Source organism: Neotabrizicola sp. VNH66, assembly GCF_049445895.1.
Taxonomy (GTDB): domain Bacteria; phylum Pseudomonadota; class Alphaproteobacteria; order Rhodobacterales; family Rhodobacteraceae; genus Pseudogemmobacter.
The window spans coordinates 1-25,199 of record NZ_JBMSDW010000010.1 but is presented as its reverse complement, the minus strand read 5'-3'; the positions used below and the strand labels follow the sequence as shown (position 1 = coordinate 25,199).

The 25,199-nt window shown below is 67.1% G+C and carries 26 protein-coding genes and 2 riboswitches; of the genes, 7 read left to right on the top strand and 19 right to left on the bottom strand.

From position 1 onward, the window contains the following. Positions 1-5: 5 nt before the first annotated feature. Both ACO2Q5_RS14775 and ACO2Q5_RS14770 read right to left on the bottom strand, forming a co-directional pair. Positions 6-758, bottom strand: a complete 753-nt coding sequence (locus ACO2Q5_RS14775) for a CbtA family protein (RefSeq protein ID WP_423292362.1) — start codon at positions 756-758, stop codon at positions 6-8. A 10-nt stretch (positions 759-768) separates the two neighbouring features. Further along, on the bottom strand, positions 769-975 hold the full coding sequence (locus ACO2Q5_RS14770; protein WP_423292360.1) for a CbtB domain-containing protein: 207 nt from the start codon (positions 973-975) through the stop codon (positions 769-771). A gap of 30 nt (positions 976-1,005) precedes the next feature. After that, positions 1,006-1,137, bottom strand: a riboswitch (cobalamin riboswitch). Positions 1,138-1,157: 20 nt separating this feature from the next. Between ACO2Q5_RS14770 and ACO2Q5_RS14765 the strand changes: the two genes are divergently transcribed. After that, positions 1,158-1,724: a histidine phosphatase family protein gene (locus ACO2Q5_RS14765; protein WP_423292358.1), complete on the top strand. Its 567-nt coding sequence runs from the start codon at positions 1,158-1,160 to the stop codon at positions 1,722-1,724. Positions 1,725-1,944: 220 nt separating this feature from the next. Here the strand turns inward: ACO2Q5_RS14765 and ACO2Q5_RS14760 are convergent, their stop codons facing one another. Next, a complete protein-coding gene (locus tag ACO2Q5_RS14760) occupies positions 1,945-2,367 on the bottom strand; it encodes a GlcG/HbpS family heme-binding protein (RefSeq protein WP_423292356.1) in 423 nt (140 codons plus the stop codon). Between the two features lie 10 nt (positions 2,368-2,377). Beyond that, the gene (locus ACO2Q5_RS14755; RefSeq protein ID WP_423292354.1) at positions 2,378-4,525 is read right to left on the bottom strand and encodes a malate synthase G; all 2,148 of its coding nucleotides are present in this window, start codon (positions 4,523-4,525) and stop codon (positions 2,378-2,380) included. A gap of 93 nt (positions 4,526-4,618) precedes the next feature. On the opposite strand from ACO2Q5_RS14755, the gene ACO2Q5_RS14750 reads away from it, so the two are divergent. After that, on the top strand, positions 4,619-5,404 hold the full coding sequence (locus ACO2Q5_RS14750) for an IclR family transcriptional regulator (RefSeq protein ID WP_423292352.1): 786 nt from the start codon (positions 4,619-4,621) through the stop codon (positions 5,402-5,404). On the opposite strand, the gene bhcR is transcribed toward ACO2Q5_RS14750, so the two are convergent. Next, positions 5,401-6,228, bottom strand: a complete 828-nt coding sequence (gene bhcR, locus ACO2Q5_RS14745; protein WP_423292350.1) for an HTH-type transcriptional regulator BhcR — start codon at positions 6,226-6,228, stop codon at positions 5,401-5,403. The two genes, ACO2Q5_RS14750 and bhcR, sit on opposite strands and share 4 nt — an antisense overlap. A 194-nt stretch (positions 6,229-6,422) precedes the next feature. Here bhcR and bhcA point away from each other — a divergent pair, with 194 nt between their 5' ends. The 4 genes from bhcA to bhcD are packed head-to-tail and all read left to right on the top strand — an operon-like array spanning position 6,423 to position 10,795. Next, the gene (bhcA, locus tag ACO2Q5_RS14740; RefSeq protein WP_423292348.1) at positions 6,423-7,607 is read left to right on the top strand and encodes an L-aspartate--glyoxylate aminotransferase BhcA; all 1,185 of its coding nucleotides are present in this window, start codon (positions 6,423-6,425) and stop codon (positions 7,605-7,607) included. 40 nt (positions 7,608-7,647) lie between these two features. Then, positions 7,648-8,610: a beta-hydroxyaspartate dehydratase BhcB gene (gene bhcB / locus ACO2Q5_RS14735; protein ID WP_423292346.1), complete on the top strand. Its 963-nt coding sequence runs from the start codon at positions 7,648-7,650 to the stop codon at positions 8,608-8,610. Positions 8,611-8,622: 12 nt separating this feature from the next. After that, positions 8,623-9,786, top strand: a complete 1,164-nt coding sequence (bhcC, locus tag ACO2Q5_RS14730; protein WP_423292344.1) for a 3-hydroxy-D-aspartate aldolase BhcC — start codon at positions 8,623-8,625, stop codon at positions 9,784-9,786. Between the two features lie 49 nt (positions 9,787-9,835). Continuing rightward, complete coding sequence (gene bhcD, locus ACO2Q5_RS14725) at positions 9,836-10,795, top strand: iminosuccinate reductase BhcD (protein WP_423292342.1); 960 nt, start codon at positions 9,836-9,838, stop codon at positions 10,793-10,795. A 24-nt stretch (positions 10,796-10,819) separates the two neighbouring features. On the opposite strand, the gene ACO2Q5_RS14720 is transcribed toward bhcD, so the two are convergent. The 13 genes from ACO2Q5_RS14720 to ACO2Q5_RS14660 form a co-directional block, all read right to left on the bottom strand. Beyond that, positions 10,820-11,563, bottom strand: coding sequence for an ABC transporter permease (locus ACO2Q5_RS14720; RefSeq protein WP_423292591.1), 744 nt, complete (start codon positions 11,561-11,563; stop codon positions 10,820-10,822). 5 nt (positions 11,564-11,568) lie between these two features. After that, entirely contained in the window at positions 11,569-12,273 is a 705-nt protein-coding gene (locus tag ACO2Q5_RS14715) for an ABC transporter ATP-binding protein (RefSeq protein ID WP_423292340.1), read from the bottom strand. After that, positions 12,270-12,944 (bottom strand): TenA family protein, encoded by a 675-nt coding sequence (locus tag ACO2Q5_RS14710; protein WP_423292338.1) that lies wholly within the window; start codon positions 12,942-12,944, stop codon positions 12,270-12,272. The genes ACO2Q5_RS14715 and ACO2Q5_RS14710 overlap by 4 nt, the downstream gene beginning before the upstream one ends. Further along, on the bottom strand, positions 12,941-13,894 hold the full coding sequence (locus ACO2Q5_RS14705; protein WP_423292589.1) for an ABC transporter substrate-binding protein: 954 nt from the start codon (positions 13,892-13,894) through the stop codon (positions 12,941-12,943). Before ACO2Q5_RS14705 ends, ACO2Q5_RS14710 begins: the two co-directional genes overlap by 4 nt. Beyond that, the gene (locus ACO2Q5_RS14700) at positions 13,894-14,865 is read right to left on the bottom strand and encodes a ThiF family adenylyltransferase (protein ID WP_423292336.1); all 972 of its coding nucleotides are present in this window, start codon (positions 14,863-14,865) and stop codon (positions 13,894-13,896) included. Before ACO2Q5_RS14700 ends, ACO2Q5_RS14705 begins: the two co-directional genes overlap by 1 nt. Continuing rightward, positions 14,862-15,458, bottom strand: coding sequence for a thiamine phosphate synthase (locus ACO2Q5_RS14695; protein ID WP_423292334.1), 597 nt, complete (start codon positions 15,456-15,458; stop codon positions 14,862-14,864). The genes ACO2Q5_RS14700 and ACO2Q5_RS14695 overlap by 4 nt, the downstream gene beginning before the upstream one ends. Next, positions 15,455-16,219, bottom strand: a complete 765-nt coding sequence (locus ACO2Q5_RS14690) for a thiazole synthase (RefSeq protein ID WP_423292332.1) — start codon at positions 16,217-16,219, stop codon at positions 15,455-15,457. Before ACO2Q5_RS14690 ends, ACO2Q5_RS14695 begins: the two co-directional genes overlap by 4 nt. A 3-nt stretch (positions 16,220-16,222) precedes the next feature. Next, entirely contained in the window at positions 16,223-16,417 is a 195-nt protein-coding gene (thiS, locus tag ACO2Q5_RS14685) for a sulfur carrier protein ThiS (RefSeq protein ID WP_423292330.1), read from the bottom strand. Beyond that, on the bottom strand, positions 16,414-17,394 hold the full coding sequence (locus tag ACO2Q5_RS14680) for an FAD-dependent oxidoreductase (RefSeq protein ID WP_423292329.1): 981 nt from the start codon (positions 17,392-17,394) through the stop codon (positions 16,414-16,416). The genes thiS and ACO2Q5_RS14680 overlap by 4 nt, the downstream gene beginning before the upstream one ends. Beyond that, on the bottom strand, positions 17,391-18,194 hold the full coding sequence (thiD, locus tag ACO2Q5_RS14675) for a bifunctional hydroxymethylpyrimidine kinase/phosphomethylpyrimidine kinase (RefSeq protein WP_423292327.1): 804 nt from the start codon (positions 18,192-18,194) through the stop codon (positions 17,391-17,393). The genes ACO2Q5_RS14680 and thiD overlap by 4 nt, the downstream gene beginning before the upstream one ends. Before the next feature lie 77 nt (positions 18,195-18,271). After that, positions 18,272-18,376: riboswitch (TPP riboswitch) on the bottom strand. Positions 18,377-18,699: 323 nt separating this feature from the next. Continuing rightward, the gene (locus ACO2Q5_RS14670) at positions 18,700-20,199 is read right to left on the bottom strand and encodes a tripartite tricarboxylate transporter permease (protein WP_423292325.1); all 1,500 of its coding nucleotides are present in this window, start codon (positions 20,197-20,199) and stop codon (positions 18,700-18,702) included. 9 nt (positions 20,200-20,208) lie between these two features. Further along, positions 20,209-20,670, bottom strand: a complete 462-nt coding sequence (locus ACO2Q5_RS14665) for a tripartite tricarboxylate transporter TctB family protein (RefSeq protein ID WP_423292323.1) — start codon at positions 20,668-20,670, stop codon at positions 20,209-20,211. 73 nt (positions 20,671-20,743) lie between these two features. After that, a complete protein-coding gene (locus tag ACO2Q5_RS14660) occupies positions 20,744-21,724 on the bottom strand; it encodes a Bug family tripartite tricarboxylate transporter substrate binding protein (RefSeq protein ID WP_423292321.1) in 981 nt (326 codons plus the stop codon). A 427-nt stretch (positions 21,725-22,151) separates the two neighbouring features. Here ACO2Q5_RS14660 and ACO2Q5_RS14655 point away from each other — a divergent pair, with 427 nt between their 5' ends. Next, positions 22,152-23,705: an FAD-dependent oxidoreductase gene (locus ACO2Q5_RS14655; protein WP_423292319.1), complete on the top strand. Its 1,554-nt coding sequence runs from the start codon at positions 22,152-22,154 to the stop codon at positions 23,703-23,705. 53 nt (positions 23,706-23,758) lie between these two features. Here ACO2Q5_RS14655 and ACO2Q5_RS14650 read toward each other — a convergent pair whose 3' ends face one another. Beyond that, complete coding sequence (locus tag ACO2Q5_RS14650; protein WP_423292317.1) at positions 23,759-25,066, bottom strand: thiamine pyrophosphate-requiring protein; 1,308 nt, start codon at positions 25,064-25,066, stop codon at positions 23,759-23,761. Between the last annotated feature and the right edge of the window lie 133 nt (positions 25,067-25,199).

The following is a 25,199-nucleotide window of genomic DNA, read 5'->3' as shown; positions in this document are numbered from 1 at the left end:
CCGTTTCAGACCGGGGCAAGCCGGGGGGCGGGGCGTCCTCCCTCCAGCAGACGCTCGGCCAGCCAGCCGAAGCCAAGGCCGATGACAAGCCACAAGATCAGGTGGATGCCCATGGTGGCGATGCGGAAATGCCAGATCACCAGCGGGTCAAAGCCTTCGGGCATTTCGTTGACGGTGGGCAGCGCGGTGAAGGCCAGCGCGGTCAGCCCCAGAAACACCGCCCCGCCAAGCGTTCCCGCCGTCCAGCCGCCGCGCTGTGCCCAAAGGCGGCGGGCGGTCAGGACCGACACAGCCATGATCAGGACCGAGAATGCCAGCATGGCGAAGAACAGGACAGTGCGCGCCCCGATGGTTTCATCAAAGCCGACGGCGGGCGGATTGGCGGGGTATTTCAGCTGCGGGACAAGCCCGATGGCGACAAAGGCCGCCAGGGCCAGCAGCCCTGCCGTGGCGCGGGCGCCGAGGGTGCCGATCCGCCCGTAGACCAGGGCGAAGACCAGGGCGAACAGCCCGCCAAGCGCCGCGCCGATGGCCAGAAGCCCGGTCGCAAGGCCGATCCCGGCCTGTGTCGCGCGGGTGACCACGGGCGCTTCGTCCTCTGCGGCCACGGCTGGCGCGGGTTCAGCGGCGGCCATACGCTCTTCAAAGGCGATGGCCAGATCGACCTGCGGCTCCCCGAAGGTGAAGGCGAAGAGAAAGGCGATAAACCCGGCGACAACGCCGGCGATCAGGCCGCGAAGCAAAAGAGATCCGGTCATGTCGGCCCCGTCAGTGGCAGGGGAAGCCGAGGAGGTGACGGGCGTCATGGACGAATTCATGGATCGTCTCACCCTGCACCACCGCCGTCGCGCCCTGTTCGGCGCCGACGAAATAAATGAAGATCGCGAAGATCAGCGTGCCGAAAATCGCCCAGGGCATCACATCGGGCAGGGGAATGGGCTTGACCGCAAACATATGCGTGGTGGCATAGGTCATATCTGTCTCCTTGGGATTGCGCGTCCCGTTCAGGGTTATCCGATGCAGGAAGGTCTGACTCTCGCCCAAGGCGATCACAGCGGCGCGACCGTGCCGGAATCTCACCGGCTTCTTCGTTGCATCTGGTCGTCAAGGCCTAAGACCAGAGCGGGATCAAGTCAATGCAGCTGCGGGAGAAACGGATGACCCTTGTTCTGACGCTGGTCGCGCATGGCCCGACGGCGGCCACCCGGCAGGCGGCCTTTCCCGGGGATGATCCGCTGCTGCCGGGTTCCGGCCCGGGTCCGTTGCCATGGCGCGGGCGCCGGGTGCTGGCCAGCCCGGCCCGGGCCTGTCAGGAGACTGCGGCCGCCCTGTCACTGCTGGCGGAGCGGGATCCGGCGCTGGCCGAGATGGATCATGGCCGCTGGTCCGGCAAACCGCTGGCCGAGGTGGCCGCGGCCGAGCCGGAGGCGCTGGCCCGCTGGATCGCCGATCCGGATTATCAGGGCCATGGCGGCGAAAGCCGGGCGGCGCTGGCGCTTCGGGTGGCGGACTGGCTGGAGCGGATCGCCGCAGGCGGGTCGCATGTGCTGGCCCTGACCCATGCCAGCGTGATCCGGGCGCTGGTCCTGCGGGTGCTGGATGCGCCCGCCGCGGCCTTCTGGGCGCTGGACGTCGGTCCGGCCACGCTGACCGAACTGCGCCATGACGGCCGCCGTTGGGCGCTGCGCGCGCTGGCCTGCCCGTTGCCGGCCCACAGGCGGTGAGGGGCATCCTCAGGACCCGGCCAAGCGACCGGAGGAGGCGAAGGACAGGCCCCGCTGTAAGGTATCGTGGGGCCGCCGGGGGTGATGGCGGGCCGTTCCCCGGCGGGATGGCTCAAGGACCAGTTTGCCGGGAACGGGCAGAGTCATGGACATCCCGGCATTTGCCCGGACTGCCACTGATGACAGCGCCCCCGCCCGGTGAAAGGCGGGTGCGACAGGTTTATTGGGCTGCGGACCAGTGGTCGATCGCGGCCTGCGCCACGGCCTGATCTTGTGCGGGCGTGCCCGAGGAAATGCCGATGCCGCCGACGACCTGTCCCTGCCAGACCACCGGCAGCCCGCCGCCCACCACCATCAGCCGGCCGCCAATGGCCGAGTTGATGCCATAGGCCGGGGCGCCGGGCTGGCTGGCCGTACCATACTCATGCGTGGCCCGCTTCGCCCCGGCGGCGGTGAAGGCCTTGTCCAGCGCGATGGTCGAGGAGGTGACCTTGCCGCCCTCCATCCGTTCGAAGGCGATCAGCTGGGCGCTTTCATCGACGATGGCGATGCACATCGGCACGCCGATGCTTTCGGCATGGGCCGCGGCCCCGGCGATCAGCAGGCGGGCATCGGTCAGGTCAAGACGGGTGACAGTTTTCATCGCAGGTTCCTCAGTTGGACTTGGCCACGCGCCGCCAGGCGTGCAGCAGGGGTTCGGTGTAGCCCGAGGGCTGTGCCGCGCCCTTCAGGATCAGGTCGCGCGCGGCGGTGAAGGCGGGGCCGTCAAAACCGGGTGCCATCGGCAGATAGGCGGCATCGCCCGCGTTCTGCCGGTCCACCGCCGCCGCCATGCGGCGCAGGCTTTCATCCACCTGAGCTTCGGTGATGATGCCATGGATCAGCCAGTTCGCCAGGAACTGTGCGGAAATCCGCAGCGTTGCCCGGTCTTCCATCAGCGCCACATCGTCGATGTCGGGCACCTTGGAGCAGCCGATCCCTTGATCGACCCAGCGCACCACATAGCCCAGGATCGACTGGCAGTTCAGGTCGATCTCGCGCGCGATCTGCTCGGCCGACAGATTGCGGCGGCCCATCAGCGGCGGCGTCATCAGCGCGTCAAGGCTGGCGCGCGGGCGGGACTTCAGACTGTCCTGCAGCGCGGCCACATTCACCTGATGGTAATGCGTGGCATGCAGGGTTGCCGCCGTGGGCGAGGGGACCCAGGCCGTTGTGGCGCCTGCCTTCGGGTGGCCGATCTTGGTGCCCAGCATTTCGGCCATGGCGTCGGGCTTGGCCCACATGCCCTTGCCGATCTGGCCCTTGCCCTGCATTCCGGTGGCAAGGCCCGCATCGACGTTGCCCGCCTCATAGGCGGAGAGCCAGACCGCATCCTTGATTTCCGCCTTGGGCAGCACGGGGCCAGCCTGCATCACGGTGTGGATCTCATCCCCGGTGCGGTCAAGGAAGCCGGTGTTGATGAAGACGATCCGGTCCTTCAGCGCACGGATGCATTCGCGAAGGTTGGCGCTGGTGCGGCGTTCTTCATCCATCAGGCCCAGCTTCACCGTGCCGAAGGGCAGGCCCAGCAAAGCCTCGACCCGCGCATAGCTGCGGTCGGCGAAGGCGGCTTCTTCGGGGCCGTGCATCTTGGGCTTCACCACATAAACCGAACCGGCACGGCTGTTGCGCGGGCCTTCGGTCTTTTGCAGGTCGTGCAGCGCGGCGGTGACGGTGATCATGGCATCCATCAGCCCCTCGGGCACCTCTTCGCCGTTCAGCAGGACGGCATCGGTGGTCATCAGGTGGCCGACATTGCGCACCAGCAGCACCGCGCGGCCCGGCAGGGTCAGCATGCTGCCATCGGGGGCGGTAAAGCGGCGGTCGGCATTCAGACGGCGGGTCAGCACCTTGCCGCCCTTTTCAAAGCTTTCGCTCAGATCGCCTTTCATCAGGCCCAGCCAGTTCCCGTAGGCCAGAACCTTGTCTTCGGCATCGACAGCGGCGACCGAATCCTCACAATCCTGAATAGCGGTCAGGGCCGATTCCAGCACCACATCGCGCAGGCCCGAGCGGCTTGCCGCACCCACCGGATGGGAGGGATCGAACACGAGTTCGATATGCAGACCGTTGTGGCGCAGCAGGATCGAATGCTGCGCGCCGCTGCCCGCGGTGCCTGCAAAGGCCGCGGGGTCTGCCAATGCCACCGCCGCGCCGTCGATGGTCGCGGTCAGGGTGCCGTCGTTGATGGCATAGCCGGTCACATCGGCATGGCTGCCACGGGCCAGCGGTACGGCCTTGTCCAGAAAATCCGCGGCCCAGGCCACGGCCTGCGCGCCGCGGGCGGCGTCAAACCCTTTGCCCGCCGGGGTGCCGGGCAGGGCATCGGTGCCGTAAAGCGCATCATACAGGCTGCCCCAGCGGGCATTCGCGGCATTCAGCGCGAAACGCGCATTCATCACCGGCACCACCAGCTGCGGCCCGGCCAGGCTGGAGATCTCGGGGTCGGACGGCGTGGTTTCCACCGTGAACTCCGGACCTTCGGGCAGCAGATAGCCGATGTCGCGCAGAAAATCCTGCCAGGCGGCATTGTCCCAGTCCTGACCGCGGCGCGCGGCCAGCCAGGCGTCGATCTTGGCCTGCATCTCGTCCCGCACGGCCAGAAGGCGGCGGTTCTCGGGCACCAGATCGTTCAGCAGGGCGGCAAAGCCGGTCCAGAAGGCGTCAGGGCTCAGCGTCAGACCGGGCAGAAGCCGGTTTTCCACAAAATCGGCAAGGGCAGGGGCGACCTGAAGTCCGGCGCGGGGCAGATGGGCGGTCATGGCAGTTCTCCTTTGTGTGCGACGGTATGCAGAGCGGCCGGGCCGATCCAGTTCCGGCTGGAAGTTTTCCACGATGCGGAATACCTATGCGGTATGGAGAAGGGTTCGGTTCAGTCGGTTGATCGTGCGCTGATGCTGCTGGAGGCGCTGGCGCTTCAGGCTGATGGGTTCCGGCTGTCGGATCTGGCGCGGCAGGTGGGCCTCGCGCCTTCAACGACGCACCGGCTGCTGACCGCGCTGGAGCGGCGCGGCTTTGCCCAGTTCGATCCGGCGCAGACCCGGTGGCATGTCGGCCGCAAGGCCTTTGCCGTGGGCGTCGCCTTCACCCGCTGGCAGAATTTCATCGCGGTGGCCATGCCCTTTCTGCGCAGGCTGCGCGATGCCACGCGGGAAACCGCGAACCTTGGCATTCTGGAGGATGGCGAGGTGATGACGGTGGCGCAGGTGGAAAGCCGTGAGATCATCCGCGCGATTTCCGCCCCCGGCGGCCGGGCGCCGGTGATGAATTCGGGCATGGGCAAGGCCATCGTCTCGACCTGGCCCGATGAGGCGATCGAGGCGCTGGTTGCCCGCCACGGATTGCGCCAGCTGACCCGGCAAAGCCTGCGCAGCTTCGACGAGGTCCGCGCCGAGATCGAGCGGATCCGCGAACGCGGCTATGCCTATGACAATGAGGAATTCACCCCCGGCATGCGTTGCATCGCCGCCGTGGTCTGGTCCCCGAACGGAGAGCCGGTCGGCGGCCTGTCCATTTCGGCACTGGCCACGCGGCTGCAATCGGCCGAGATGCCGGCGGTCGGGGTCAAGGTCCGGGCGCTGGCCCTGGAACTGACGCAGGTGATGGGCGGCCGCCCGCCGCCCGCCTTTGCACGGCCCTAGCTGCCGGCTGCGGGCGGGTCTGCGCCGATCTGCCGGCTGATCCGGTCGGCCACTGCGCGGACCTTTGTGCCAATCCCCTCGATCCGGTCGGCCGACAACCGCTGTGTCGGGCCGGAGACCGAGATTCCGGCCACCGCCTCGCCATGGATGTTCAGGATCGGCGCCGCCACGCAGCGCATGCCGGGGGTGCGTTCTTCGTCATCGACCGCATAGCCGCGGCGCCGGGCCTCTGCCAGCTGGTCGCGCAACGCCTGCGGATCGGTCACCGTCTGCGGCGTGAATTGCTGAAGCTCTGCCGTGTCCAGATAGGCCTGCAGCCGGTCCGGCGGATAGCGGCTGAGCAGGGCCTTGCCGATGCCCGAGGCGTGCCGGGCCGAAACGGTGCCGGGCGGAAAGAAGGCGCGGATCATCTCATGCGTTTCGACCTGGCTGAGGAACAGCACCTGCCCCTTCCATTCCACCCCCAGATTCGAGGTCTCGCCCGTTTCGGCCATCAGCGCGTGCATTTCGGGGCGGGCGCGCTCCACCACATTGGTGCGGCGCAGAAAGGCCGATCCGGCGCGGAACGTGCCCGCACCGATGTGCCAGTCCTGCCGTTCGGCGGAAAGCTCCACAAATTCGCGCGCCTCCAGCGTGGCAAGGACGCGGTGCATGGTGGCCGTGGACTGATCCAGCGCGACCGAGATTTCGGTCAGCGTCATGCCCCCGCGCGCGGACAGCAGCTGGATCACCTCCAGCGCGCGATCCAGTGCCTGAATGGTGCTTTGGCCTTCGGCGGGGAACATCGCCTTCGGCCGTCCGCGGCGGGCGGGAAGCTTGGTCATGCGGGCCATCCTTCTGCGGTCAGAGACGGAAATCGCAACATTAGAAAATTAGATCGCAGAGTGAAAAAAAGTAAAGACATGATATGGTAGGAAAAATTCATATTTTTGCACCTGATAAAAATCACTTTCAAGAAAATTTCATTCTGGATGCGCTGCTGCTAGCGTCCTGCAAGGCTGATCTAGGAGGAACATCCATGCAGAACCCCGTCTTCATTCCGGGCCCGACCAACATGCCCGAATTCCTGCGCAAGGCTGTGGATGTGCCGACGCTGGACCACCGCTCGGCCGCGTTTGCCGAGGTGCTGAAACCTGCGCTGGCGGGGGTGCGGCAGGTGATCAGATCGGCTGATGCCGAGGTGTTCCTGTTCCCCTCGACCGGGACAGGCGGGTGGGAGATCGCGATCACCAACACGCTGTCGCCGGGCGACAGGGTTCTGGCGGCCCGGCATGGCATGTTCAGCCACAGGTGGATCGACCTCTGCGAACGTCATGGCCTGGATGTCGAGAAGATCGAGGTGACCTGGGGCAATGGCCTGCCGGCCGACCGCTATGCCGCGGTTCTGGCGGCGGACCGCGATCACCGGATCAAGGCGGTGCTGGCCACGCATAACGAAACCGCAACCGGCGTGGTCTCTGACATTGCGGCCATCCGCCATGCGCTGGATGCGGCGGGCCATCCGGCACTCTTGCTGGTGGACGGGGTCAGCTCGATCGGGTCGATGGATTTCCGCTTTGATGACTGGGGCGTGGATATCGCGGTGACCGGGTCGCAAAAGGGCTTCATGCTGCCGCCGGGGCTGGCCATCGTGGCCTTTTCCCCCAAGGCGATGGCCGCGACCGAGACGGCCCGGCTGTCCCGCTGCTTTTTCGACATCCGCGACATGGGGCGCAGCTATTACTTCGGTCTGTATCCCTACACGCCTCCGGTCGGCCTGATCTGCGGGCTGAAGGAGGCCTGCAACTTTCTGCTGGCAGAGGGGCTGGAGAATGTCTTCGCCCGTCATACCCGCATTGCCGACGGCGTGCGCGCCGCCGCCGCCGCCTGGGGCATGCCGCTTGCCGCCCTGTCGCCCGAGCTTCAGTCCCAGACGATCACCGCCATCCGCACCCCGGCCGGGTTCAATGCGACCGACATCGTGACCCGCGCCGCGCAGGTCTATGACACGGCCTTCGGCACGGGTCTGGGAGAGCTGGCGGGAAAGGTCTTCCGCTTCGGGCATCTGGGGGTGATGAGCGACCTGACCGCCCTGTCCGGTCTTGCCGTGCTGGAAATGTGCATGGCCGATCTGGGCCTTCCGGTCCGTCTGGGCAGCGGGGTTGCCGCCGCGCAGCAGGTCTACCGGACCACCGCGGCCCCGGTTTTGAAACAGGCGGCCTGACCGCCGCGCGACCGATCCATACCGATCCGAGGAGGAGCCGATGAAGGACGAACTTCCGCCCTGCATCCCCACGTTTTCAGATGTTCTGGCCGCACGGGACCGGATCTCCGGCCATATCCACCGCACGCCTGTGCTGACCTCGCGCATGTTGGACGAGCTTTCGGGCGCATCGCTGTTCTTCAAATGCGAGAACCTGCAGAAGGCGGGCGCCTTCAAGGCCCGCGGCGCGTCGAATGCGGTGTTCGGGCTGACGGAGGAACAGGCGGCGAAGGGCGTGGCCACCCATTCCAGCGGCAACCACGGCACCTGCCTGTCCTATGCGGCCGGACGCCGGGGTATTCCCTGCACCGTGGTGATGCCGCGCACCGCACCGCAGGCCAAGAAGGATGCCGTCCGCGGCTATGGCGGCCGCGTGGTGGAATGCGAACCCTCTACCTCCTCGCGCGAGGCGGTCTTTGCCGAGGTGGTGGCCGAAACCGGCGCCGAATTCGTGCATCCCTACAATGATCCGCGGGTGATCGCCGGTCAGGGCACCTGCGCGCTGGAGCTGGTGGATCAGGTGCAGGGCCTTGATGCGGTGATCGCGCCCATCGGCGGCGGCGGCATGGTCTCGGGCACCTGCCTGACGCTGTCGCAGATCGCGCCGGGGATCCGGATCTATGCGGCTGAGCCGGAACAGGCCGATGATGCCGCCCGCAGCTTCCGCGCCGGGCATATCATCGCCGATGATGCGCCCGAAACCATTGCCGACGGGCTGAAGGTGCCGCTGAAAGACCTGACCTGGCATTTCGTCCGCAACCATGTGACCGATATCCTGACCGTATCCGAGGCCGAGATCGTCGCCGCGATGGATCTGATCTGGAAGCGGCTGAAGATCGTGATGGAACCCTCCAGCGCGGTGCCCTTTGCCGCGGTGCTGAAGAACCGCAATGTCTTTGCGGGCCAGCGGGTCGGTGTCATCGTGACGGGCGGCAATGTCGATCTGAAGAAACTGCCTTTCTGAAAGGGGCCCAAGATGAACATGGAAGTGAAGCTGAACGATCTGGACGTGGGCTTCGACGTTCCTGCCCTGCCGGGGATGGACGAGGCGGATATTCAGACGCCCTGCCTGATTCTGGATCTGGACGCGCTGGAACATAACATCCGCAAGATGGGCGATTATGCCCGCAACCACGGCATGCGGCTGCGGGTGCATGGCAAGATGCACAAATCGGTGGATGTGGCGAAGCTGCAGATGAAGATTGGCCATGCCATCGGGGTCTGCTGCCAGAAAGTGTCCGAGGCCGAGGTCTTCGCGCGTGGCGGCATCCGGGACATTCTGGTGTCCAATGAGGTGCGCGATCCGGCCAAGATCGACCGTCTGGCCCGGTTGCCGAAACTGGGCGCCAGCGTGATTGTCTGCGTCGATGACATCGCCAATGTGGCCGAGCTTTCGGCGGCGGCACAGAAGCATGGCACCACGCTGGACTGTTTCGTGGAAATCGACTGCGGCGCGGGCCGGTGCGGTGTCACCACCACGCCCGCGGTTGTCGCCATCGCAAAGGCCATCGCCGCGGCACCGGGGCTGAGCTTCAAGGGGCTGCAGGCCTATCAGGGGGCCATGCAGCATATCGAGGGTTATGAGGATCGCCGCGCCAAACTGGATGCCGCGATTGCCATGGTGAAGGATGCCGTCTCCGGGCTGGAGGCCGTGGGCCTGAAGCCGGAACTGGTGTCGGGCGGCGGCACCGGGTCCTATTATTTCGAAAGCAACTCGGGCGTGTATAACGAGCTGCAATGCGGCAGCTATGCCTTCATGGATGCCGATTACGGCCGCATCCGCGACAAGGACGGCAACCGCATTGATCAGGGCGAATGGAAGAATGCGCTCTTCATTCTGACCAGCGTCATGAGCCATGCAAAGGCCGACAAGGCGGTGGTGGACGCAGGCCTGAAGGCGCAATCGGTGGACAGCGGCCTGCCCTTCGTCTTTGGCCGCACGGATGTGAAATACATCAAATGCTCGGATGAGCATGGCGTGATCGACGATCCGCAGGCGGTCCTGAAGGTGAACGAAAAGCTGCGGCTGGTGCCCGGCCACTGCGACCCGACCTGCAACGTGCATGACTGGTATGTCGGTGTCCGCGACGGCAAGGTCGAGGTGGTCTGGCCGGTTTCGGCCCGCGGCCGCGCTTACTAGGCCGCAACGGGGGCGGTCCGCCGCCCCCTTCGTGTCAGGGAAAACAACCATGTATATCGTTCCCGAAGCTGCGATTGCCGGCCTGATGACGCGGGAGGACGCTTTCCGCGCGGTCGAGGCCGTTTTTGCCTCGATGGCCCGGGGAACCGCGCGCAATTTCCCGGTGATCCGTGAGGCCATCGGCCATGCCGATGCGCTTTACGGGTTCAAATCCGGCTTTGACCGGGAATCTCTGGCGCTTGGGCTGAAGTCCGGCGGCTTCTGGCCGGGGAATGCGGCGCGGGGGCTGACCAACCACCAGTCCAGCATCCTGCTGTTCGACGCCGACACCGGCCAGATCAAGGCGGTGATCGGGGGTAACCTGCTGACGGCTTTGCGCACGGCGGCGGCTTCGGCTGTGTCGATCCGCCATCTGGCGCGCGCGGATGCCGAGGTGATCGGGATGATCGGCGCGGGCCATCAGGCCCCGTTCCAGCTGCGCGCCGCGCTGGAGCAACGGCGGTTCCGCCGGGTTCTGGGCTGGAACCGCGATGCGTCTAAGCTGGCAAAACTGGCCGCCGTGGCCGAGGAATTCGGCCTGCCGTTCAAGGCGGCCTCGCCAGACCGGCTGGGGGCGGAATCGGATGTTATCGTGACGATCCTGTCGTCTTTCGCGCCGGTTCTGACCGCGGCGCAGGTGCGGCCCGGCACGCATCTGGCCTGCATGGGCACCGATACAAGCGGCAAGCAGGAGGTGGGCGCTGATCTGGTCGCCGCCGCAACGCTGTTCACCGACGAGGTGGCGCAGGCGGTGACCATCGGCGAATGCCAGCATGCCGTGGCGCAGGGGCTGGTGGCGGCGGATGACATCACTCCGCTGGGGCAGGTGATCGAGGGGCGCCATCCGGGCCGCCGCTCGGCCGATGAGATCACGCTGTTCGACGGCACAGGCGTCGGCCTTCAGGACATCGCCATCGCGGCAAAAACACTGGAAAACGCAATCAGACAAAAAGTGGTGGTCGAAGTGTGAGGCACAGGAGCGTGCCCGGCCGTTTCACAGGGGTGGCCCCTGCCGGAAGCGTGCGAAGGCCGCGCCGGTTGCCCGGGTGATTGCAGCGTGAAACCCCATGGCGCCCAGAGTGACCAGAGCCAGACAGGCAAAGACCAGATCAATCCGCATCCGGCCATTGGCATGGATCATCAGGGCGCCCAGCCCGTCCGACCCGCCGACCCATTCGCCGATCACCGCGCCGACCGGCGCATAGATCGCGGCCAGCCGCAGCCCGGTGCCCAGTTCCGGCAGCGCGGCGGGAAGGCGCAGGTGGATCAGGCAGCGCAGCCGTCCCGCACCCATCACCTGCGCCAGATCAAGGCAGGCCGCGGGTGTGCGGGCCAGCCCCTCGGCGAAGGCGGTGGCGACCGGGAAAAAGACGATCAGCGCGGTCACGGCGATCTTCGGCGCCAGACCATAGCCCAGCCACAGCGTCAGGATCGGGGCAAGGGCAAAGATCGGGATGGTCTGCGACAGGAGGAGCGCGGGGCGCAGCGCCGCGGCCAGTACGGGCAACGCCGCCATCACCAGCGCCAGCAGGATACCGAAGGCGGCGCCCAGCAGAAAGCCGCACAGAACCTCGGTCAGGGTGACAAGACCGGCCCCGGCCAGCGCGGCCCGGTGCTGGATCAGCGCCAGTCCCACGGCCTGCGGCCCGGGCAGAAGAAACGGCGGCAGGCCGGTCAGCCAGACCAGCCCCTGCCACAGGAGGAGTGCGGCGCCAAGGCCAGCCGTCAGCCGCAGCAACCCGGTCACGATGCCCCCCTCAGCCGGGCGAGAAGGCGGCCCTGACAGGCCAGAACCTGCGGATCATCCAGCGGACGCGGGGCCGGGCCGGGTGGGGGCGCGACCTCTTCCAGCCCGGCCCGGGTCAAAAGACAGATGCGGTCGGCCAGCCGTGCCGCCTCATGCGGGTCATGGCTGATCATCAGCACCATCCGCCCGGCCAGCAGAGCCGCGGCCAGATCCTGCATCTCGGCCCGCAACCGGGCATCCAGCGCGCTGAAAGGTTCGTCCAGCAGCACCAGCGGACGATCCTCCAGCAGGGTGCGGGCCAAGGCCACGCGCTGCCGCTGTCCGCCCGACAACTGGCCCGGCCGCTTTGCGGCATGACCGGAGAGGCCGGTGCGCGCCAGCAGGTCCTGCACCCGGGTCGGATCTGGGCGCTCTCCGCGCAGCCTTGCGCCAAGGGCGACGTTTTCGGCCACCGTGGCCCAGGGCAACAGTCCCGGATCCTGCGCCATCAGCGCGGCGGGCCGGGGGCCGATGATCCGCCCCTCCAGCACCGCCGCGCAGGGCAGGCCCGCCAGAAGCCGCAGCAGCGTGGATTTTCCCGCGCCGGACGGGCCAAGCAGCACCACCCACGCGCCGGGATCCAGTGTCAGCCGCAGCGGCGGGACCAGTGTCTGCCCGTCCAGCAACAGGCGACCCTCCAGCGTCAGCGGGGCGGAAATCATAAGCCTCCGCCCGTCCAGAATCCGGCCTCCAGCCGGGTGGCGGTGGTAAAGTGCCGCGACAGCATCTGCCAGCGCGGCAGGGTCTTTGCGGCGGGTCCCAGCCGGGCCGCCACCGCACCGTCGATCAGCGCCCCGGTGCGCCGGCACAGAACCTGATACTCTGCCCCGCCATAGGTGGCGATCCAGTCCCGATAGGGCGTGTCGCCCGCTGTCGCCGCCAGCCGTGCCCCGATCTCGCCATAGCCCAGAATGCAGGGCGCCAGCGCTGCCAGCAGGTCCAGAACATCCCCACTGTGCCCGGCGTCCAGCACATAGCGGGTATAGGCAAGGGTTCCGGCGGCCTCTTCCGTGGCCTCAAGATCGGTCCCGGATATCCCCGCCGCGGCACAAATCCGCAGGTGGAGAGCCATTTCCTGATGCAACAATGCATGGACCGTGGCCGCGGCCGCCTGCATTTCCGCCAGCGACCCAGCCTTGACCACGACCAGCGCCCAGGCCCGGGCGAACTGCATCAGGAACAGGTAATCCTGCCGCAGATAGGCCAGAAAAGCCGCTTGGGGCAGGCTGCCGTCGCGCACCCCCTCGACAAAGGCATGGCGGGTATAGGCGGCCCATGGACCGGGGCAATCTGCGCGCCATGCGGCAAAGGCGCTGCCGTAATCGGGGATCATTCGGCCGTTCCCGCAGGGTCCGCCCCCGGGTCCAGCGCCAGCGCGCTGACCGGAAGGGTGCCGCCGATCAGCCCGGCCTCGTAGAGAAACGTCTCGAACCTTGCATAACGGCCATGGTCCAGCGCCGCCGGGCTATGGGCAAAGCGCGGCAGGGTATCGGCCCAGGCCTGCGTGTTCAGTGCATCGGCCAGATCGGGGGCGGTGGCCGAAAACACCGCAAAGGCCGCGTCGGGATGGTTCAGCATATATTCGGTGCCGCGCTCTACCGCGGACAGGAAGCGGGAGATCCGGTCGCGGTCCAGCCGGTCGCGGTTGGCGACGAAGATCAGCTCGTCATAGGCGGGCAGGCCCGTCTCTTCGGGAAAGAAGCAGCGGCCGTTGCCCCCGGCCAGCCGCATCTGCGTCAGCTCGAAATTGCGGAAGGCGCCGATCACCGCATCGACCTGCCCGGTCATCAGCGCGGGCGTCAGCGACCAGTTCACATTGATCATCTGCACATCCGCCATGGTCAGCCCGGCGGAGCGGAGCATGGCGGCCATCATCGCCTCTTCGATGCCGGACACTGAATAGCCGACCTTGCGGCCCTTCAGGTCGGACAGGCTTTGCACCGGGCCATCGGCATCGACCATCAGGCAGTTCAGCGGGGTGGCGACCAGCGTGCCCACCCGCACCAGCGGCAGGCCCTCATGCACCTGAAGATGCAGTTGCGGCTGGTAGCTGACCGCAAGATCCGCCTTGCCCGCGGCCACCAGCTTGGGCGGTTCGGACGGGTCGGCCGGGGCGATGATCTCGACCTCCAGCCCGGCCTCGCGGAAGAAGCCCAGTTCCTGCGCAAGGATGACGGGCGCATGGTCGGGGTTCACATACCAGTCCAGAAGCAGCGTCATGCGGTCCTGCGCCAGGGCAGGCAGGGCCAGTGTCAGGCTGGCGGCCAGGGTCAGAAGGCGGATCATGGGGTTTCTCCGGGATCGGCGACAAGGGCAAGGGGGTTGGGGATCAGGGGGCGCAGCACCTCGGCCGCGCGCCAGGCGCGCAGGCCCGACCGGCAGGCCAGAACGACGCGCTGGCCCGGTGCGGGATGCAGGCCCGGAACCTCGTCCGGGCGGAGGCGCTGCGCGGCAGGGGTGACGGGGCGGGGGGCTTCGGCCGCATCGCGCAGGTCGATGACCAGATCGCCGGGCGTGATCGCACCGGGTGCGATGAACGCGGGGCCGGGGTCGGCCGGCTCGGGCGCGCGGTCGAAGCGGAAGGCGGAAAACCGCAGGCCCTGTGCACTGAGCCGGACCAGCTGCCCCAAAGGCGAGGGGGTCAGTCCCAGCAGCACCGCCAGCGCCATCTGCGCCTGCAGGCAGCCGATCATACCCACGACCGGCCCCAGAACGCCCGCGGTGGCGCAGGTGGCGGCGGTGTCGGGCAGGCCCGGAAACACCGCCCGCAACGACGGGGCGCCGCCGCAGAAGCCTCCGGCATAGCCCTCCATCCCCAGAGCCGAGGCCGAGATCAGCGGCTTGCCCGCCGCGAGGCAGGTGTCCGACAGGATATAGCTGACGGCGAAACTGTCGGCGCAGTCCAGTACCAGATCCGCGGCCGCCACAAGTGCGGGGGCATTGGCCGGGTCCAGCCGGCCCACCACCGCCTCTGTCCCGGTTGCGGGATTCAGCGCCTGCACAAAGGCCTGTGCGGCCAATGCCTTCGGCTGCCCCGTCCGGCCGCCATAGATCGGCTGACGGTGGAGGTTCGTCTCTTCCACCCGGTCGGGGTCGATCAGGGTGATGTGCCCCACCCCGGCCCCCGCCAGATATTGCAGGACCGGCACGCCCAGACCGCCGGCCCCCGCGATCAGCACATGCGCGCGCCCCAGCCGCGCCTGACCGGCGTCGCCCACCTCGGGCAGGATCATCTGGCGGGCATAACGGTTCATGCCGTGCACCCCAGCCATTCCGCCACCCGGGCCGCAGGGTCGGGGTTCAGGGTGATATCCGTCACGACCGAGACGACATCCGCCCCCGCGGCAAAGGCCAGTGGCGCCCGGTCCGGCCGCAGCCCGCCGATGGCGACCAGCGGGATGGGTCCGATCCGCGCCTTCCATTCGGTCAGGCGTTCCACCCCTTGCTGATGCCATTTCATCGGTTTCAGGATGGTCGGCCAGACCGGCCCGAGGGCGATGTAATCCGGGGCCAGCGCCAGTGCCCGGTCCAGTTCCGCGTCGTCATGGGTGGATAGCCCAAGGCGCAGCCCGGCGCGGCGGATCGCGGGCAGGTCGGCGGTGTCCAGATCCTCCTGCCCGAGGTGAAGCCAGCGGCAGCCCTCCTCGATGGCGATCTGCCAGTGGTCATTCACCACCAGAACCGCGCCCTGCCGGTCAGACAGCGCCTGCGCGCGGCGGATCTCGGCCCGGGTCTCGGCTGCGGGGCGGTCCTTCACCCGCAGCTGCACCAGCCGGATGCCAAGCGGCAGCATCCGCTGCAGCCAGTCCGCGCTGTCGAAGATGGGATAGAAGCGGGGGAGCGTCATGCGAGAAAGGCCTTTCCAAGCACGGGGGTCGAGGGATGCGCCATGTCGCGCGGGGCCATGGGATCGGCGCGGAAGGCGGCGGCCCCGGCCTCGGCCGCCAGCGCCATGGCGCGTGCCATCAGGGCCGGATCACCGGCCTGCGCCACGGCGGTGTTCAGCAGGACCGCGTCGAAGCCCAGTTCCATCGCCTGCGCCACATGGGACGGCAGGCCGATCCCGGCATCCACCACCAGCGGCACATCGGGGAACTGTGCCCGCAGCGCGCGCAAGCCCCAGCGGTTGTTCAGTCCGAGGCCGGAGCCGATGGGCGCGCCCCAGGGCATCAGCACGCCCGCCCCGGCCTCCAGCAGCCGGCCGCAGACCGACAGGTCTTCGGTGCAATAGGGGAAGACCTGAAAACCGTCGCCGGTCAGGATCCGCGTGGCCTCGGTCAGGGCAAAGACATCGGGGTGCAGCGTGTCGGCATCGCCGATCACCTCCAGCTTGATCCAGGAGGTGCCGAACAGGTCACGCGCCATATGGGCGGTGGTCACCGCCTCTTTCACGGAATGGCATCCAGCGGTATTGGGCAGAAGCGTCACGCCCAGCCCCCGGATCAGTGCCCAGAAATCCTGTCCGGCGCCCTGTTCGCGGCGGAGCGAGACGGTGGCGACCGCCGCGCCCGAGGCGCGGAAGGCCGCGGCCAGAATGGCGGGGGAGGGATAACCCGCCGTGCCCAGCATCAGCGCGCTGCTGACCTCTGTTCCATAAAAGACCGGCATGGCTCAGCCCCCCTGCATGGCGGACAGGACCTCGATCCGGTCGCCGGGGTTCAGGGGGGTGGCGGGGCGCGCGGCGGCGGCGATGAAATCGCCGTTGCGGGCGGTGGCCACTTTCGGACCGAAACCCTGCTCGGCCAGCAGATCCTGCAAAGTGGCAGCAGCGGTGGTGACGGGGGTGCCGTTCAGCGTGATGTTCAAGACTGGACCTCATCCATGAATTCGGGGCAGGTGCCGGTGGCCAGATGATCCGCCGCCATGGCGGCCAAGGCGGGGGACAGCAGAAAACCGTGGCGATAGAGGCCGTTGGCATGCAGCCTGCTCTCCTGTCGGCGCAGCCGGGGCAGGTTGTCGGGAAAGGCGGGCCGTGCATCGGCCCCCAGTTCCAGCAGCTCGGCCTCGGCAAAGCCGGGGTGCAGCGTATAGGCGGCGGACAGCAGCTCGACCGCAGCGCGCGCGGTGACCCCGCCCCTGCGGTCGCTTTCGATCATGGTCGCGCCCAGCATGAAGATGCCGTCGCCGCGCGGCACGATGTAAAGCGGGATGCGCGGATGCAAGAGGCGCACCGGGCGCGACAGGATGATGCCGGGGCAGCGGATCACCAGCATCTCGCCCCGGACCCCGCGCAGATCGGGCAGGCGGTCCCGCGCGGCAAGGCCGCGGCAGTCGATCAGAAGGCCGGGCGCTGCGGGCGGGTCCGGGCGGATCGGGACGCCCTGCGCCTCCAGCCGCTGGCGCAGGGTCAGAAGGGCCGCCCGGGGTGAAAGATGCGCCTCGTCGGGATAGAACAGCCCGGCCTGAAACCGGCCCGCGAGATCGGGTTCCAGCGCGCCGATCCGGTCGGCGCCGATCCTCTGATGGCCCCGGCTGCGGCGGGCGAAAAGCTCCAGCTCTCCCCGGTCGCGGGCGGGGGCGACCACCAGCGTGCCGTTGCGGATGACGCATCCGGTGTGCCGGTCCCACCAGCCGATGGCCTGCTGCCCCAGCCGCTCCACCGGTTCTTCGGCGCTGGCGCCTTCGCACCAGGGGGCCAGCATGCCGCCCGCCCACCACGAACAGGCCTGCGGGCCGGGTGCGACGGCGGGATCGGTCAGGGAGACGCTGTGGCCCCGCGCCGTCAGCTCGGCCGCCATGACCAGCCCCATGACCCCGGCGCCAAGAATGGCGATGCCTGTCATGTCCCGGTGCCCCAGATGGCGTGGAAGTGATGCACGGGCCCATGGCCGGATCCCACGCAGAGGCCATCCGCGGCACGGATTGCGCCCTGCAGATAGGCATGCGCCCGGCTGACCGCCGCGGGCACGGTCAGGCCCTGCGCCAGACCGGCGGCAATCGCGGCGGACAGGGTGCAGCCCGTACCATGGGTGTTCCGTGTCGGAATCCGCGGCGCGGTCAGACGCAGGGTTTCGGTGCCGACCAGCAGGTCCGTGCAGACCGGACCTTCCGCATGGCCGCCCTTCATCAGCACCCAGTCCACACCCGCGGCCCGCAGGGCCCGTGCCTGCGCCTCGTGCGCTTCATCCGACCGGGCCGGGCCGCAGGCCAGAAGCTCTGCCGCCTCGGGCAGGTTCGGGGTCAGCACCGTGGCAACGGGCAGAAGTTCCTCCCGCAATGCGGCGACGGATTCGGCTTCCAGCAGACGGTCGCCCGATTTGGCCACCATCACCGGGTCAAGGACCACTGGCAGGCCGCGCCCGCGCAACCCTTCCGCCACCACGCGAATGATCTCTGGGGCGCCCAGCATGCCGATCTTGACCCCGGCCACCGCCAGATCGTCGAACACCGCCTCGATCTGCGCGCGCACCAGCGCGGGCGGCAGGCCGGCCACGGCGGTGACCGTCCGGGTATTCTGCGCAGTGACGGCGGCCAGCACACTGGCGCCATAGACGCCAAGCGCCGAGAATGTCTTCAGGTCAGCCTGAATGCCCGCGCCGCCGCCGCTGTCGGACCCTGCAATCGTGACCGCAATCACCGCCATGTCGCCCCCATATATCGACCGGAGAAGGGCGACCGGGGGCTGACGGGGCATGGCGGGCCAATGGCCCTGTCTTCCCGTGGATCAGACTACCCGTTCCCTCCGCCGGTATGAACCGGATCAGGTTCGATGGGTTGGCTTTCGCCTCTCAGCCCCGGTTGCCCGGGACACCCCAACGAGTAAGTGCGGTGATCCTAGCGACGGTGCAGCGGCGACACAAGCCGCAGGATTGCGGTCAGGCCCCTGCGCCGATCTGCCAGTGGTCCGGCACGATGATCCCAGAGAATGTGGTGCGGCAAACCGGGAGGACTGTGTCCGATCCGGTGGCCCGGGTTCGGTCTCTGTCGGGGTCACAGGCGGCGATGGGACAGATCCGCGCCGCCTTCACCTGCCAGATGCGGGTCTGGCCGGATGAAAGACGGGGCCGATCCTGCGACCGGCCCCGTGCATTCTGTGGAAACTGCGCCTTTGGCCGGGGATGTGCCGGCCCAGGGCTCTGCCCTTGCGGTCAGTCGATGAAGACCTCGTCGCGGGATTTCCGGATCGACGGCATCACGATGACGACCAGCAGCAGCGCCGCAACAAGCAGGATCCCGGCCGAAATCGGACGTTCGACAAAGGTGCCAAGGTCCCCGTGCGACATCAGCATCGCCCGGCGGAAATGGTCCTCCAGCATCGGTCCCAGCAGGAAACCCAGCAGCAGGGGGGCAGGTTCGCAATCCAGTTCCCACAGGATGAAACCCGCAAGGCAGGACACCACCAGAACGAACAGGTCGAACGGGCTGTTGGCAATGCTGAACACCCCGATGCAGCAGAAGCCGACAATGGCCGGAAACAGGATCCGGTAGGGCACGGTCAACAGCCTGACCCAGATGCCCACCATCGGCAGGTTCAGCACGACCAGCATCAGGTTACCGATCCACATGCTGGCGATCAGGCCCCAGAACAGCTCGGGCCGCTCTGTCACCACATTCGGTCCCGGCGTGATGCCCTGAATGATCAGCGCGCCGATCATCATGGCCATCACCGGGTTCGACGGAATGCCCAGCGTCAGCATCGGGATGAACGAGGTCTGCGCCCCGGCATTGTTCGCGCTTTCGGGGCCGGCCACACCTTCAATCGCACCGCGGCCAAAGCGCGAGGGGTCCTTGGCCAGCTTCTTCTCGGCCGTATAGGCGACAAAGGACGACAGCAGCGCCCCGCCGCCGGGCAGAACGCCCAGAACGGTGCCAATCCCCGTGCCGCGCAGGACAGGCAGGGTGATCTGCTTGATCTCTTGCCAGCTGAGCATCAGCCTGCCGATGGTCTGCCGCGTGACGGTGCGGTCTTCGGGATTGCGCAGATTGCGCACCACCTCACCCAGACCAAAGATGCCCATGGCCATCGCGGAAAAGGCAATGCCGTCCGCAAGCTGGGGAAAGCCCATCGTCATGCGCGAGGTGCCGGTATAGCCGTCCTGCCCGATCAGCCCGAGAAGAATGCCAAGGACGATCATCGCAACCGCCTTGAGCACCGAGCCGGAGGCAAGTGCCACCGATCCGACCAGACCAAGCACCATCAGTGAGAAATACTCGGCCGATCCGAAGCTCATCGCGAGACGGGTCAGCGGGGGCGAGGCGACGGCGATCACCAGCGTGGCGATGGTGCCGGCGACGAAAGATCCGATGGCCGCCGTGGCAAGCGCCTTGCCCGCCCGGCCCTGCTGGGCCATCTGGTAGCCGTCCAGCACCGTCACCGCGGCCGAGGATTCACCCGGCAGGCTGAGCAGGATGGCGGTGGTCGATCCCCCGTATTGCGCGCCATAGTAGATCCCGGCCAGCATCGTCATGGCCGCGACCGGCGGCACGCCAAAGGTGATGGGCAGCAGCAGCGCGATCGTGGCGACCGGGCCGATGCCCGGCAGCACACCGATCAGGGTGCCCAGCAGGACACCGATAAAGCAGTAAAGCAGGTTCTGCAGCGTCATCGCGACGCTGAGGCCAAGTTCGAGATGTTGAAAGAATTCCATGCCCTTGCCTCAATAGCCGCCGACCCAGGGGCCGAAGAGCGGAAGGACGATGCCAAGGCCGACCTTGAAGACCAGCCAGCTGAACACCGCCATGAAAAGCCCGGTCAGAAAGGCCGAAAGCACTGTGTTCCGGCGGTCCGCCATGGCGACGATGAAGACCGCCCCCAGCATCGAAGGCCCAAGGCCCAGACCGCGGACCGTGATCGCGAAGAAGAGGATGCCCGCTCCGATGCAAAGGATCGCGCGTGTCGGAATGACGATGTTGCCCATCTGCGGCCTGCGCAGCCCCGAGACAAGTATGCCCAGCCCGAGCATGGCCAGACCGCACCCAAGCACGAGGGGAAAGTAGCCGGGTCCCATCTTCTGGGCTGTGCCGAGTTTCAGTTGCAGCGCGCCGAACACGAAGCTGGCGGCCACCACGATCAGCAGCGCGCCCGTCATCGCCGCCTTGTTAAGTCGTACGGTTTTCATTCTTTCCTCCATCGCCTGGAACAGGCTGGCTGCCCCCTTTCCGAGGGCAGCCGCACCCGGTCAGCCCTTGGCGTCAGTCCAGTTTGACCGCGCCCGATTCGATCACGGGGCGGCAGAGCTCGGTGGCCGAGCGGGCAGCTTCGCCCAGCACTTCCGGCGCGCCGCCGACCGGGTCGAGCGAAAGCGAGGCCAGGAATTCCTTGCCGGCATCGCTGGCAAGATAGGCGTTGATCGAGGCATTCAGCTTGGCCACGATTTCAGGGGAGGTGCCGGCGGGCGCCCAGATCGCCTGCCAGCCGGAGGCGCCGAAATCCGCCAGCTCGGGTGCGGCGGATTCGTTCACCGCAGGCACGTCCGGCAGGGCCGCGACCCGGTTGCCGAAGGCGACGGCAATTCCATGCAGGCTGCCGTCGCGGATGTGGCCGGTGTAGCCCGCCGTTCCGTCGACACCCACCATGATCTGACCGGCGACAAGGTCGTTCGCCAGCGGGCCGCCGCCCTTGTAGGGAATTATGTTCATCTCGATGCCGGTGCGGCGCATGATCTCGGCCAGAACGATATGCGGCATGCTGCCGATCCCCGGGATACCGACGTTCAGCTGCCCCGGTTCGGCCCGTGCCAGCGCCACGAGGTCATCCATCGTCTTGGCTTCGAAGCCGGGGTTGCTGACGATGATGACCGAGGTGTCGGTCATCTGGATCACCGGGGTGAAGGCGGTGTCGAAGTCGAAATCAAGATCGTCATAGACCAGCTTGTTGATGACCGCGACGCCGATCGGTGTGAACAGGAAGGTATAGCCGTCGTTCGGCGCCTTGGCCGCCGCGCTGGCGCCGATGCTGCCGCCGGCCCCGCCGCGGTTGTCGATTACGAACTGCTGGCCCAGATCTTCGCTGACATATTGAAACACCGCGCGCGCCAAAGTGTCGGCAGAGCCGCCGGCGGTTGCAGGCACGATCACGGTCACGGGCCGCGTGGGCCAGTCTTCGGCTGCGGACAGGCCCGGCACGAAGACAGCGGCAGCAAGTGCCGCCACCTTCAGAAATCCAAGTTTCATTTGAACCCTCCCTATGGGCGTTCCGGCGATGCGATCGCTGCGCTGCCGGTCTTGACCTCTTGTTCCCCCCGGCCGCCGCTTCTCCTCATCGCGGCCGCCATCGCTGCGAAGCGCGGACGCCGTCACGATTGCCGATCCGGTGCCGTCCTTCCAGATGCAAGCTGCACCAAACATACAACGACTGTAAAATAGGAATGGAAGATACATCTATATCTGCCGCATATCCATTCGCCGGGTAAACCGCGGTCCGGGGCGTCGGTGCGGCACAAGGGCAAGCCCGGATATATGGATCAAGACGGAGCGTGTATTTTACTTCGCCGCCGCGGGGCGAAAGGCTGCGTCGCGGCAACCCGAGGTCCCCGAATCTCTGCATCGGCAATGATGGCGGGACGGTTGCGGTGCCAAAATGACAGGGGGGAAGGCCGGGATGACCGAGTTTGATTCAACGGCACAGGTGCATGAGGCCGATGTGGCGGTCGTGGGGTCTGGTCCGGCGGGTCTGGCCGCGGCGATTGCGGCGGCCGAGGCAGGGGCCAGGGTGCTGTTGCTGGAAATGAACGATGATGTCGGGGGGCGGGCCATCGTCAGCGGCGGCAACATCCATCTGGGCGGCGGGCATGCGCTGCAACAGGCCTTGGGGATCGAGGATTCGCCCGAGGCGGTGTTTCAGGACTGGGTTCGTCACGACACGCCCGAATCCCGGTTCTGCGACCGGCGTCTGGTGCGGGTCTATGCCGGGGAAAGCGTCGCGACCTTCGATTTTCTGATCCGGCACGGGGTGCGTTTTCCCGATGCTCCGGTTGCGCTGAATGTCGATGTGAAATCGGTCGGGCCGCAAAGCGTACCGCGGGTCTTCCGCTGCGAGGAATGGCCGGATCCGGCCGGGGTGATCCTTCGCGACAGCGGCCGCAACGGCTCGGGCCTGACGCGGGCGCTGGAGGCCAGCGCGCGCAGGTTGGGCGTCAGGATCATGACCGGCCATCGCATGACCGGGCTTTCCCGCGGGCAGGCCGGGCGGATCGACACACTGACAGGGCAGGGACCCCGGGGGCCGTTCAGGGTCAGCGCGCATTGCGGTATTGTTCTGGCAACAGGCGGCAGCACCGGAAATGTTGCCTTCCGGCGGATATTCGATCCAAGGCTGACCGAGGAATACCAGCAGGTTGGCGCGCCCGTCGCGATGCAGACCGCCGATGGCGAAATTGCCGCGATGAAGCTGGGGGCTGCGCTTTGGGGCACCGCGGCCCAGACCGCGGGCACCTATCTGGTGATGAGCCGCACCAGTCATATCGGATGCCGCTACGGCTATCCGCGGCTGAAGTTCCGCCCCGACAGCCCCGCCTTTGCACAGGCCGGGGCCAGCGGGCTGACGGTTTCGGACTGGCAGAATGTCATTCTGGTCAATCAGGCCGGGGACCGGTTCTGGAACGAAGAGGATGAGGAGCAGCCCTTCTTCGATGCCGCCATGGCCTATTGCGACCGCAGCGGCGATCCCGATGGCGGCGGGCCGATCTGGGCGATCTTCGATGCCGATGCCGTGGCCCGCGAAGGCTGGGTGACCGCGCCGCCGCATGTCGATCCGGCCTTTTTCGCCTGTGGAGAGACGCTGGAAGACCTGGCCGCCGCCATCGCCAATCCCTATCAGAAACAGCCGATGGACGGCGCGCGTCTGGCGGCGACCGTGGCGCGCTACAACGGTTTCGTTGCGGCCGGCAGGGATGCGGATTTCGGCCGCCCGCAGCCGCGCCATGGCATTTGCCGCGGCCCGTTCTTCGCCGCCTGGGCGACACCCATGATCCATGACAGCCTTGCCGGGCTGCGCATCGACGAAGAGGCCCGCGTTCTGGACATTGCGGGCCAGCCGCTGCCGGGGCTGTACTGCGCCGGGGAATGTCAGGGCGGCTTTCCCCAGCACGGGCTGGGCCGGTCGCTGCTGTTCGGCCGGATCGCCGGGCGGTCGGCCGCCGTGCAGCCGGCGTGATCGGGACAGCACGGCCAAAGGCCCCGGCCGGGAGACCGGGGCCATTCACCCTGTTACATGGTCAGCTGTTCCAGCTTGTAGCGTGAGACCACCGTTTCCTTCGAGGTGATGAACTCCAGCAGCACCGGGATGCCCTGTTGCGTCTTCTCGATCCCGCGGCGGATCGCCGGCACGATGTCTTCCGGGCGGGTCACCCGCTCGCCATAGCCGCCGAAGGCCACGGCCATATCGGCATAATTGCCGCTGATGTCGGTGGAGCGGTATTTCTGGGTCGAGACCGGCATCACATCCAGCTCCAGCGCCATGCAGTAGTTGTTCAGCAGGATGGACATGATCGGAATGCGCTCGCGCACGCAGGTTTCAAAATCCATCCCGGTGAAACCGATGGCCGCATCGCCCCAGACGTTGATGCACAGCTTGTCGGGGCAGGCCAGCTTGGCGCCCATGGCAAGGCCAAGGCCATATCCCAGCTGCGTGGTCTTGCCCCAGCCGATGTAGGACATCGGCGTCACGCATTTCCAGAACGGGGACAGCTGGTCACGCGGGCTGCCCGCATCATGAGTGATGACCGTATTCGCAATATCGACCGTGTGCTGCAGGTCCCACAACACGCGGTAGGGCGAAAGCGGCGCCTCGTCAGAGGTCAGCTTCGGCATCCATTCGGCCAGCCATGCGGCATGGACTTCGGCAATCTCCTTGACCGCGGCGGAACGGTCGCGCGGCGCGGTGATCCGGTCCTTCAGCAGGTCGATCATCGCGCGAAGGACCAGCTTCGCATCGCCCTGCAGGCCGATTTCGATCGGCAGGTCCTTGGCCAGATGGTTCGGGTCCACCGTGGCATGGATCACCTTCTTGCCCTTGGGCATGGCCACGCCGAAAGAGGTTTCGGTAAAGCTGCAGCCGATGCCGAAGATGACATCCGACTTGTCCAGAAAATGCCGGACGGCCCGCGGTATGGCTGCCCCGCCGGAGCCCAGCGAAAGCTCATGCGTTTCGGGGAAGGCGCTTTTGCCCTCAAGGCTGGTGCAGATCGGCGCGCCCAGCAATTCGACCAGTTCGGCCAGCTCGTCCCAGGCCTTGGCGTAATGCACCCCCTGACCCGCATAGATCACCGGACGCTTGGCCGAGAGCAGCATTTCGACCGCATCGTCGATCAAGGCCGGATCGGCCACGGCCCGGGCAATCTTGGCCGGCACGTAATCCAGCGGCTCGGGCACTTCCTCCTGCCAGATGTCTTTCGGGATCTCGACCAGAACCGGCCCGCCGCGGCCGTTGCGCAGCCGCGAGAAGGCGCGGCGCATGATCGCCGGCACCTCGCTGCCGCGGGTGATCGGCTCGGCCGATTTGGTGACGGATTTCATGCTGGTGGCGTTGTTGCGTTAATCGGATGGAGGCCAAGGTGACCCTTTCCCGCTCTGCGTTCAGCGAACGGCTGTGATCTCGGCGGTGCCGAGGGCGTTGTATCTGTTCATGATGGCGATGCGGATCTGGATC